Genomic DNA, 12017 nt, shown 5'->3' with positions numbered 1-12017 from the left:
AAATCAGCATATTCTATCCACCAAATAGCGTTTTGTGTTAAATAATTTAAAACCAAAGGATTGGACTGATTCAAATCGGGCATGGAAGGTACAAACCATCCATCCATACAGTTTTTTGCATCAATTTTTGAAGCATTTGGATCATACTGCGTTTCCATTCGGTAATTGGATTGCGAATATCCTGGGAATTGATGTACCCAATCGTAAGTAGGTAAATCTTTGTACATCCAATGTTCGGCTCCCCAATGATTGGTCACATAATCCATCACTAATTTTAAATCTCTTTTTTTGGCTTCTGCCGAAAGACGTACATAATCTTCATTTGTTCCGTAACGAGGATCTATTTTGTACACATCGGATTGTCCATAAGTATGATACGAATACCCTTTGTCATTATCTTCACAAAGTGGTGTACTCCATATTGTTGTAGCGCCCAATTCTTTTATATAATCTAAGTTTTTTATGATTCCTTCTATATCACCACCATGACGTCCACCTGGATTGTTTCTGTCGGCTTTTTCTTGGGTGTCTTTTGTGCTGTCGTTGTTCGTGTTTCCGTTAGCAAATCGGTCTGGCATAATTAAATATATAACATCCGATGCATCGAAGCTTTTTCGATAGGCTGAGTTATTTTTTCTGTTTTTGAACGAATATTTTTGTGTAAACACTACTTTTTTTTCTTTTGAAAATGAAAAAACAACTTCAGAAGCTGGTATTTTTTTAGTATCGATTGTTACAAAAATATAATTTGGATTTTCTGTTTTTTGAACCTGCGTAATCACAATATCATTACTTACTGACACCTCATTTTGGGAGATGTTTTTACCATAAAACATAATTTGCAACGAAGAATTTTGCATTCCTACGTACCAAAATGGCGGTTCCACTTTATCTATTTGCCCAAATGACATATTGATAAATAAAACTGTAACGAACAATAAGATATAGTTTCTCATGATTTTTTTATTTAACCTCAACAATACTAATGGCATAACCACCACCTGAAGCCGCAGTTAGTTGCAATTTTGTTTTATTGGTCACTTTTTGTTTGGTTATTTTATAAGCCTGCGGATTGGTTTTATAATTAGCATCGCTCGCATCGGCATAAATGGTAGCTTCGTATTTTTTACCTTTTTCTAAAAAGTCTAAAGAAATCGTTGACGTTCTAGCTTTTAATCCGTTTACGTTACCCACAAACCAATTGTTTGAATTTTTATCTTTACGAGCCGTTGTGATATAATAACCAGGCTCTGCTTCTAAGTATTTTGAAGTGGTCCATTCTACTGGCACCTCTTTAATAAACTGGAATGCATCTAAAAAGCGGTTGTAATTTTCTGGTAAATCGGCAGCCATTTGCAGTGGACTATACATGACTACATATAATCCTAATTGGTTGGCGATAGTAGTATTTACATGAGAATTATTCCCTGGATTTAATTTCGCAATGTCCATTTCAAAAATTCCTGGTGTATAATCCATTGGTCCACCCATTAATCTTGTGAAAGGCAAAACCGTAGTATGATTTGCTTTTGACCCACCAAACGCTTGAAATTCTGTTCCGCGAGCCGCTTCGTTACCTATCATATTAGGATAGGTTCTACAAATTCCTGTAGGACGAACTGCTTCGTGTGCATTGACCATAATTTGATAATCCGCAGCTTTTTCCGTAACATATTGGTAATGATTTAAGATAGATTGACTGTAATGGTGCTCCCCTAAAGGCAAAATATTCCCAACATAACCTGTTTTCACAGCATCATAACCGTTGTCTTTCATAAATTGAAATGCTTTATCTAAATGACGCTCATAATTTGTAGTTGCTCCAGAAGTTTCGTGATGCATAATCATTTTGATTCCTTTTGATTTGGCATACTCGTGAATTCCTTTTACATCAAAATCTGGATAAGCCGAAACAAAATCGAAAACATAATCTTTTTCGTGTCCAAACCAATCTTCCCAACCTTCGTTCCAACCTTCTACTAAGACGGCATCAAAACCATGAAGTGCTGCAAAATCAATATATTCTTTTACATGTTTAGTATTCGCTGCGTGTTTAGCACTTTGTTTTACTTTCGAATAATCTGTAATTCCTAATTGTACTGATGGCAAATCATCAGTATAAGCCCAAGCGCTTTTTCCTGTAATCATTTCCCACCAAACACCCACATATTTTATGGGTTTAATCCAAGAAGTATTTTCAATTTTACAAGGTTCGTTTAAGTTTAAAGTCATTCTAGAAGCTAAAACCTCTCTGGCATCGTTGCTCACGATAATAGTTCTCCATGGCGAAACACTTGGCGCCTGAATATGTCCTTTATTTCCTTGTGCATCTGGCGTTAAGTGCGATTGAAACACAAAGTTTTTATCGTCTAAATTCAAATTCATACAAGAATAATTAATCAAAGCCGCTTCATGAATGTTGATGTATAATCCATCAGCCGATTTCATCATTAAAGAAGTTTGCACTCCAGTTTCTGAAAATTGTTTTTGAGAAGCATTTTCGGTAACGGCTTTTTTAAACAAACTTCTAATTTCAGATAATTTACTTTCGGTATAATCGTATTCTTGTGTGTCGTAATCGCCTGGAATCCAAAACGCAGTATGATTTCCCGTCATAGAAAATTCGGTTCTTTCTTCTTTGATTACAAAATAGATTAAGTTTTTTTGCTGAGGAAATTCGTATCGAAAACCTAGACCTTCATTAAACAAACGAAAACGAACAATAATTTCTCTATCGGTTTCATTTTGTTTTAGTTTTATAGCTAATTCGTTATAATGATTTTGAATTTCAGTTTCTTCGCCCCAAACGGTTTTCCAAGTTTCATTGAACGTGCTTTCTTTCGTATCAATGACTTTAAAATCATTCAACAATGACTTTTTATCTTTTTGTAATTCTAAACCTAACTTACTTTGTTTAATAACTTCTTTATTTTTATACCATAAAGTATAGGTTGGCGTTCCTTCTTTTAATAGCGAAAATGACATTTTAAAATTACCATTTGGCGATTTAAATTCTTGTGCAGAAAGACCAAAAACAGTGATTAAAGTGATTATTACTGAAACAAAATATTTTTTCATTATACTAATTTTTTACTAATTGCGATTCGCCATTAATGATTACTTCAACTGCTTGATTTCCTTCAACCGAAACATTTGTTTCTTTATGATTCACTTCAATTTTTACTATTGCGTTTCTGAAATTCACTTTAAACGAATAGGCTTTCCATTGTTCTGGAATTCGAGGTTCAAAATGCAATTGGTTATTTTTTACACGCATCCCTCCAAAACCCTCTACAATACTCATCCAAGTTCCCGCCATACTCGTAATATGACAACCTTCCTCGACTTCTTTATTATAGTCATCTAAATCCAATCGAGACGTTCTAAGATAAAAAGTATAAGCCATATCCATTTTATCTAAAACTGCTGCTTGAATAGAATGTACGCATGGCGAAAGGGAACTTTCATGAACTGTAAATGGCTCATAAAAATTGAAATGTCTTTCTAATTCTTCTTTAGAAAAATGATCTTCGAAGAAATAAAATCCTTGTAAAACATCGGCTTGTTTGATATACGGAGAACGCAAAATTCTGTCCCAAGACCATTTTTGGTTTATGGGTCGTTGACTTTTGTCTAAATCGGCAACTTTGACTAATTCTTTGTCTAAAAACCCGTCTTGTTGTAGGTAAATATTATGTTCTTTAGAATATGGAAAATACATATTGTCAAAAACTTTTTTCCACGATTGCAGTTCTGCCTCTGTAATATTTACTTTTTCGATAATGCGTTTGTAATCCGAAGGATATTCTGAAGCCACTTTTTTTATTTGATCGTAAGTATAACTCAAACACCATTTGGCAATATAATTGGTATAAAAATTATTATTTACATTGTTTTCATATTCATTTGGCCCTGTAACTCCTAGAATGACATATTGCTCTCTTTTGGTAGAAAAAGTAGCTCTTTGATGCCAAAAACGAGCAATTCCAATGAGGACTTCTAAGCCTTTTTCAGGAATATATGAATAGTCGCCTGTAAAACGATGGTAGTTAAAAATAGCAAATGCGATAGCGCCATTACGGTGAATTTCTTCAAAAGTAATTTCCCATTCGTTATGACATTCTTCCCCATTCATAGTCACCATAGGATATAAAGCAGCTCCGTTAGAAAAACCTAATTTTGTAGCATTCTCAATGGCTTTGTCGAGTTGATTGTATCGGTATGTTAGTAAGTTTCTGGCTACTTGCTGGTCTTTTGTCGCCATGTAAAACGGAATGCAATACGCTTCAGTGTCCCAATACGTAGATCCACCGTATTTTTCGCCAGTGAAACCTTTAGGTCCAATATTTAATCGAGAATCTTTCCCTAAATAGGTTTGGTTTAATTGAAAAATATTGAATCGTATTCCTTGTTGTGCTTTTACATCGCCATCAATAGTGATATCTGACATTTCCCAAATTTTTGCCCAAGCCTCAATTTGATCTTGTACTAAATTATCGTATCCTTTCGCTAAAGCAGATTCAATAACATTTTCGGCAGCAACTTGTGTGTTTTTGTGGTTTAACGAAACGGTATATCCTCCTATTTTTTGAATAGTTATTTTTTCGCCTTGAGCGACATTCGTTTCATACAAAAACTGAATTTTATCTGATGCCGTTTCCGTTTTAGATGGTATCAAATTCAAATTATTCCCATTTAACAAAATAGTATTTTGCATAAATGTGGTGGCTATAAAATGCGTTTTGAAAGTTCTAGCCGTAACAAATGCTTTGTTGTCTGAATAATTTACATCTTGAATTTCCCAGAATTTCTCTTCCCAATTGGCATCTTCATTATGAACTCCAGCATCGATATAAGGTTTGAAAATAATTTGAGCTTTTTGGTTTACTGGAATAATTTCATAATTAATCACTCCAACTTCATCTAAATTTAAAGATAGAAATCGGCGAATATTCACTAGAATTTTAGTCCCATTTTGCAAGATTGCTTCAAAAGAACGATGGTACCAACCTTCTTTCATATTCAGTTCACGACGAAAGTTTTTGACCGATTTACATTTTGCCAAATCTAAGTCTTCACCATTGATTTCGATATTAATTCCTATCCAATTTGGCGCATTGAGCACTTTGGCAAAATATTCAGGATAGCCGTTTTTCCACCAACCTACTTTTGTTTTGTCTGGATAATAAATTCCTGCAATGTAACTTCCTTGAAAAGTTTCTCCTGTATAATTTTCTTCAAAATTGGCACGTTGTCCCATAGCACCGTTTCCAATACTAAAAAGACTTTCGGACGATTTTACGCTATCAGCATGAAATCCTTCTTCTATGATAGACCAATTATCTGGTTTTATATAATCTTGATTCATTTTTTTATAGATAATAGATGAAAGAAAAAAGAAGAAAGATTAAAAAATAATTTGTTTTTTTTAATCTCATTTCTTTTTCACTTATCTCTTGTTTCTTTATTCTATTTCTTAATAATTGTGTCGATAAAACTAGTATCAATGTGTAAAAAACTCGGAAAACAAAATTGAGCCTCGTGCAATGTTTTTGTTTCACCAATACCGATACTGAGCATATTAGCAATATTTGCCGCTTGAATTCCCGCAACTGAATCTTCAAAAACTATTGAATTTTCATTTGTTGAGTTTAGCAATTGTGCAGCTCGTAAAAAAACTTCCGGATCTGGTTTGGCATTTGTCACATCATTTCCGTCGACAATAGCATCAAAAAAATGTAATAATTTTACTTTCTCTAGAATTGGTCTGGCATTTTTACTAGCTGATCCTAATGCAATAAGCTGATTTTTTTCTTTAATAAATTCTAAAATCGCTCTAACTCCTGGAAGAATTTCAGACTCATTCATGTTTTCTATATAAGAAAGATAATCTTCATTTTTTTGGGTTAACCAATAATTTTTATCCTCTTGTGAGGCTACTATATTTCCTAATCCTAATATTATTTCTAACGATCTTATTCGGCTTACACCTTTCAGTTCTTCATTATGTTCTGGTGTAAATTCGATACCTAAATGGCTGGCTATTTTTTGCCAAGCAATAAAATGATATTTTGCCGTATCAACAATAACACCGTCTAGGTCGAATATGAATGCTTTTTTGTTTGTCATTTTTATATTTTTAGCCTGAAATTGCATTTTTGTCTGTAATTAAGAAATTACATAATCCAGCAATTATTAGTGAAATCCCTGCTAAAAGCATCGCATTAATGTGGGCTTCGCCAATTAATTTATATAAGAAATTAATTCCTCCCAAAGCAGCAATTATTTGAGGTATCACGATAAACATATTGAAAAGTCCCATCATCATTCCCATCTTTTTTGGATTTACCGAACTTGAAAGCATGGCATACGGCATTGATAATATGCTTCCCCAAGCGAATCCAATTAAAATAAAAGAGTACAACAATGTTGCAGGTATTGCGAAAAACATATAAATAAAACCCAACCCGCCAAGTATCAATGATGCCATGTGGATGTATTTTCTATTTATTTTGTTTTTCATGGTATAAAATGTGAGTAACAATGCAAAAACCATAGAAGACAACCCGTAAATACCTGTTGCAGAACCAACTAAATCGGATGCGTCATTAAATTCTTTGTCTTTTTGTTTGTATTCACTAGCTTTTTCATCGTTTAAAAAAACAATTTCATTCGTATTATTTTTCAACTCATTTCCTTTATTGTCCAATTTTGCATATTCTTTGCTAACTGGTTTTGGGGCATTAAAAACGTGTTCGGTTAATGCTGGACCAGATAAACTCCACATGGTAAAAAAGGCAAACCAGCTAAAAAACTGAATGACACCTAATTTTTTCATTGTAGAAGGCATTTCTTTTAAGCTCAATACTAAATCTGGGATAAAACGAGATTCTTTTTTCTCTAAATGAAATTTTTCTAAATCCGCAGGTGGATCTTCTTTTGTGGTAAAAATGGTAAATAAAATACTAGCTAAAAACACAAATCCTCCAACAGAAAAAGCAACAACAACCGATGGAGGAATTACACCAGCAGCAGCTTCATTAGTTACTCCTAATTTATTGACCAACCAAGGCAAATTACTAGCTATCCAAGTTCCAATTCCAATTATTAGGGTTTGAATAACGAATCCGTTTGAACGTTGTGATTCTGGTAATTTATCAGCAACTAAAGCTCGAAACGGCTCCATACTAATATTTATGGATGAATCTAAAACCCAAAGCAAACCTGCCGCCACCCAAAGTACTGGAGAGTGTGGCATGAAAAATAAAGTTACCGATGCTAAAATGGCTCCTATAAGAAAAAAGGGTTTTCTTCTTCCGAATTTAGGACTCCAAGTGTTGTCTGATAAATATCCGATTATAGGTTGAACCAAAAGACCTGTTAGCGGTGCTGCAATCCATAAACCAGGAATACTATCAACATCAGCTCCTAGGGTTTGAAAAATTCTAGACATGAACCCACCTTGTAGGGCAAATCCGAATTGTATTCCTAGAAATCCGAAACTCATATTCCAAATTTGCCAGAAACTTAATTTACGCTTTTCCATTATCGTTTTGTAATTTATTACGATAAGCGTGATGTGCTTATCAAAAACATAATTTTATTTCGAAGTAAAAGTATATGCTTTGATAATTATTGTAAATATATATAAATTTTTAGATTTTAGATTTTAGATTTTAGATTTTTTGCAAAACTTAGCAACTATAACGTTAGAGTTTTAATAACTTTATTAAATAGTCGACTCTCTTTCTACCAAATGTGTTTCTATAATTTCGGTGGTATAAAACTCGTCCTCTTCGTCATTTTCTAGTCTATCAATCAGTAATTTAGCTGCCTTTTGCCCCATTGAAATTCCGTTTTGACTTACAGTCGTTATAGATGGTGTCGAATATTTAGAAATAATCCCATCTGTAAATCCTATGACTGAAATATCCTCTGGTACTTTTTTGCCAATTTGATTAATTGCTTTTATAGCTGTTACTGCAAATAATTCATTGACTGCAAAAACAGCGTCCACGTCATTTTCTTTAATAAATTTTTCTATTTCTGAAGTGCAGTTATCAATATCTTCAATTTTTAAAATAAGATTTTCATCTAAAATGATATTATTTTGTTGCAAAGCATGCAAGTAGCCTTCAGTTCGTAGTTTGCCAACACTAACATAATCGACCGTAGTAATGAGTCCTATTTTTCTCATTCCTTTATAAATAAGAAAATTTACCGCATCTTGCGCAGCTGTTTTATCATCTATAATTACTTTGTCGCAAAAAATATCATTGGTAACTCGATCAAACATAACCACTGGCATTCCTTGACTGGTGGCTTCTAAAATATGATGAAAATCTTTCTTTTGTTGTGTTTCTTTAGACAAAGACATAATAAAACCATCTATACTCCCATTAGCAAGCATTTCCATATTAATGACTTCCTTATCAAATGATTCATCCGAAAGACAAACTATGACATTATATCCTTTTTCGTTAGCAAGATGCTCGATACCGCTAATAACTGTCGCAAAAAAATGATGCACAATTTCTGGAATAATAATCCCTATTGTTTTAGTTTTTCTGTTTTTTAGACTTAAAGCAATAAGATTGGGTTTGTAGTTGTATAGTTTAGCAAATGCTTGAACTTTTTGCCTAGTATCTTCACTAATTTCGGCACTATCTCTAAGTGATTTAGACACTGTCGAAATAGATACATCTAGCTCTTTAGCAATTTGTTTTAAGGTTACTTTTTTTCTCATTATAAATTTCGAAAGTATTAATTCTTAAATAAAGGTAGATTTATTTTTTATTATTGACAATTTATTAAGTAAAAATATATGTTTTAAAGAAAGTTGTCAACACGAAAACGTTTTCGGAAGCTGTTTTCAAAAAACCGTTTAGGTTCGTTCATTTATTTAACTAAATTTAACATTCGAAGTAAAAATATACGCTAATAAAACAAAAAATTAACCTAAACAAAATGTATGAAAACAATGTATAAAAAGTTACTACTTTTATTACTCATGCTCCCAATTAGTTTGCTTGCACAGAACAAATTAAGTGGCACTGTTACAGACAAATCAACAGGAGAAAATATACCTGGAGTTAATGTAATAGTTAAAGGGACAAATAATGGGGCCTCTACAGATTTTTCTGGAGCATTTACATTATCCAATCTAAAAAATGGAGATGTAATCACCTTCTCCTTTCTTGGATTTAAAGAATTTACTTTAAACTACGTGGGACAAAAAACAGTAACCATTGCAATAGAAGAAGAATCTTCTAAATTAAATGAGGTTATTGTAGTAGGTTACGGAAGTGTTAAAAAGAAAGAAGCAACTGGATCTGTCGATTTAATTACTTCGAAAGAATTTAATAAAGGTGCTATTTTTTCTGTCGATCAGTTACTAACAGGAAAAGCAGCTGGAGTTAGAATTACAAACAATGGTGGAGATCCAGATTCTGCTCCAAATATTCGTATTCGTGGTGGTGGATCTATAAGTGCAGAAAACAGTCCATTGATTGTAATAGACGGTGTTCCTATTAGTAATGAAAATGCCGCAGGAAATAATAATTCATTAGCATTACTAAACCCAAACGATATTGAATCTTTCAGTATTTTAAAAGACGCCTCTGCAACAGCAATTTATGGAGCAAGAGCATCAAACGGGGTGATTTTGATTACTACTAAAAAAGGGACTTCTGGCGCAACAGAATATAATTTCTCAAGTAGTGTCTCTATAGGATCTATACAAAAGAAAATTAAAATGAAAGATGGTGTTGAATACACAAACTTCATTCAAACAAATTTTCCAGGTTACACGAACTTATTAGGAGTAGATGATCCAACTACAACTGCAACAGACAATCTTTCTACTCCTGAAATTGAAGGAAGAATATTATCTAACACCAACTGGCAAGATGCGATTTATCAAAATTCAGTATCCTCAGATAATAACTTTAGTGTAAGAACTAATTTATTCAAAAAAATGCCATTTAGAGCTTCTTTGGGTTATACAAAAAATGAAGGATTAGTTAGAACCAGTGAATTTAAAAGATTTACACCTTCTATTAGATTAACACCTATGTTTTTAGACAACCATCTTAAAATAGATGTAAATGCAAAAGGGTTATTTTCGGAAAAAAATGCAATTGATGAAGGAGGTGCTTTTGGAAATGCTTTAAATATGGATCCTACAAAACCTATTTATGACTATAGTTCAACAAATATTTTTGACGGTTATTATCAAGGAATGAATGGAGCCGCATTAAATGGACCAACTAATCCATTAGCGGTTCTTGAACAAAGAAGACGTCCTGAACAAGTTAGCAAGATAATTGGAAATGTAGAATTTGATTATAAATTACACTTTTTTCCTAACTTAAGAGCTGTTTTAAATTTAGGCCTTGAAGCTTCTAAATCGAAAATTGAAGAAACTTACGGAGAAAAATCTATTCAGACTTATCAAAAAATAACAGGGATTTTTAATCCTGGTATAAATTACTCTGAAAATCAAACTATTACCAACAAACTAATGGATGCTTATTTGGTATACAGCAAAGATTTAACAGGTTTGATTAAAAAATTCGATTTACAAGGTGGTTATAATTATCAAAACTTTGTAACCGATGGTAACAAAGTAATTTATCAGTACAATACAACTACTGGATTACGTGAAGAGAATGTTGATAAAAATAATATAAGCAATCGTTATTATCATGCATTAAACTTACAATCCTTTTTTGGGAGAAGTAATGTAGATATTGCAGGAAAATATCTATTTACATTCTCTATGAGAGCTGATGCTTCTTCATTATTCAACAAAGCTAATCGTTGGGGTTATTTTCCAGGAACAGCATTTGCTTGGAAAATAAGCGAAGAAAAATTCTTACAAGACTCTAAACTAATATCAAACTTAAAACTACGTTTGGGTTGGGGTAAAACAGGACAACAAGATATTGCACGAATTGATAAAATTGGTTACTATCCTAACAGTCCTCTATTTAGCATTGGAAATCAAAACAGTCAATATTTACCTGGTTACAATACTTATTCTGCACTTGGATTTAATTCTAGTCTAACTTGGGAAAAAACAACCACTTATAATGCAGGATTAGATTTTGAATTATTCAAAAATCAAGCTATTTCAGGAAGCGTAGATGTATATAAAAAATACACTAATGACTTACTTGCTAAAGTACCCCTTCCTCCAGGACAAGGATTAACCAATGATTATGTTAAAAATGTTGGTTCTACAGAAGGAAAAGGAATTGAGACTAACTTGAATATTAAAGTTATTGACAAAGAAAACTTTAATCTTAATTTAAATGGAAACTTAGCTTACAATTATAATAAAGTTACCGATTTACAAGGTCTAACATCTGTTCTTGCCGACGAATCATCTATCCCTGACGGAACAGGTGTTAAAATTGCACATCATGTAGTTGGATTACAGCCTTATTCTGCGTATGTTTTTGAACAAATTTATGATGCCAACGGAAGACCAATTGAAGGTGCTTATGTAGACAGAAATAAAGACGGCGCAATAACTGATAGTGACAAATATTATAAAGCAATGCGTCCTAACTGGACATTTGGTTTTGGATTAAATGCAAATTACAAAAATTTTGATTTTACTACGAGTTTCAGAGGTCAAAAAGGAGGTTTAGTTTACAATACTAAAGAATTACTCGTTGGAAATGTAGCTCATGCAGCACCTGTTGCAGCAACTTCTCTAAACAATGTATTAAGTGACTTGACTTTTAATAATAATATTGGTAATTCATTTTCAGACTATTTGTTACAAGATGCCAGTTTCATTCGTTGCGAAAACATCACATTAGGATACAAAATGAATAAAGCAATTAAAAATGCTTCGTTACGATTATATATAGCCGGAAACAATTTGTTTTTAATTACAAAATATAGTGGGCAAGATCCTGAAAATTTCAACGGAATAGATAACAATTTTTACCCAAGACCTAGACTATATAGTTTTGGGGTAAATCTTAACTTTTAATAATAAAAGA

General features: G+C 32.6%; 7 protein-coding genes. 1 reads left to right on the top strand and 6 read right to left on the bottom strand.

Annotated features, from left to right (window positions below):
• The 6 genes from ABI549_RS05630 to ABI549_RS05605 form a co-directional block, all read right to left on the bottom strand.
• The coding region (locus ABI549_RS05630) for an alpha-amylase family glycosyl hydrolase (protein WP_348075477.1) at positions 1–956 on the bottom strand (956 nt) is incomplete at its 3' end.
• A gap of 7 nt (positions 957–963) precedes the next feature.
• Positions 964–3078, bottom strand: a complete 2115-nt coding sequence (locus tag ABI549_RS05625; protein ID WP_348075476.1) for a glycoside hydrolase family 97 protein — start codon at positions 3076–3078, stop codon at positions 964–966.
• 4 nt (positions 3079–3082) lie between these two features.
• Positions 3083–5368, bottom strand: coding sequence for a glycoside hydrolase family 65 protein (locus tag ABI549_RS05620; protein ID WP_348075475.1), 2286 nt, complete (start codon positions 5366–5368; stop codon positions 3083–3085).
• Between the two features lie 101 nt (positions 5369–5469).
• Positions 5470–6129, bottom strand: coding sequence for a beta-phosphoglucomutase (gene pgmB / locus ABI549_RS05615; protein WP_348075474.1), 660 nt, complete (start codon positions 6127–6129; stop codon positions 5470–5472).
• Between the two features lie 10 nt (positions 6130–6139).
• Positions 6140–7546 (bottom strand): MFS transporter, encoded by a 1407-nt coding sequence (locus ABI549_RS05610; protein ID WP_348075473.1) that lies wholly within the window; start codon positions 7544–7546, stop codon positions 6140–6142.
• 183 nt (positions 7547–7729) lie between these two features.
• Positions 7730–8746, bottom strand: coding sequence for a LacI family DNA-binding transcriptional regulator (locus ABI549_RS05605; RefSeq protein ID WP_348075472.1), 1017 nt, complete (start codon positions 8744–8746; stop codon positions 7730–7732).
• A 225-nt stretch (positions 8747–8971) separates the two neighbouring features.
• On the opposite strand from ABI549_RS05605, the gene ABI549_RS05600 reads away from it, so the two are divergent.
• Positions 8972–12007 (top strand): SusC/RagA family TonB-linked outer membrane protein, encoded by a 3036-nt coding sequence (locus ABI549_RS05600; RefSeq protein WP_348075471.1) that lies wholly within the window; start codon positions 8972–8974, stop codon positions 12005–12007.
• Positions 12008–12017 lie beyond the last annotated feature (10 nt).

Source organism: Flavobacterium sp. (assembly GCF_039932285.1).
In the GTDB taxonomy this organism is placed as follows: Bacteria; Bacteroidota; Bacteroidia; order Flavobacteriales; family Flavobacteriaceae; genus Flavobacterium.
Note: the sequence above shows the minus strand (reverse complement) of the source record. Positions and strands in the feature narration are given on the sequence as shown.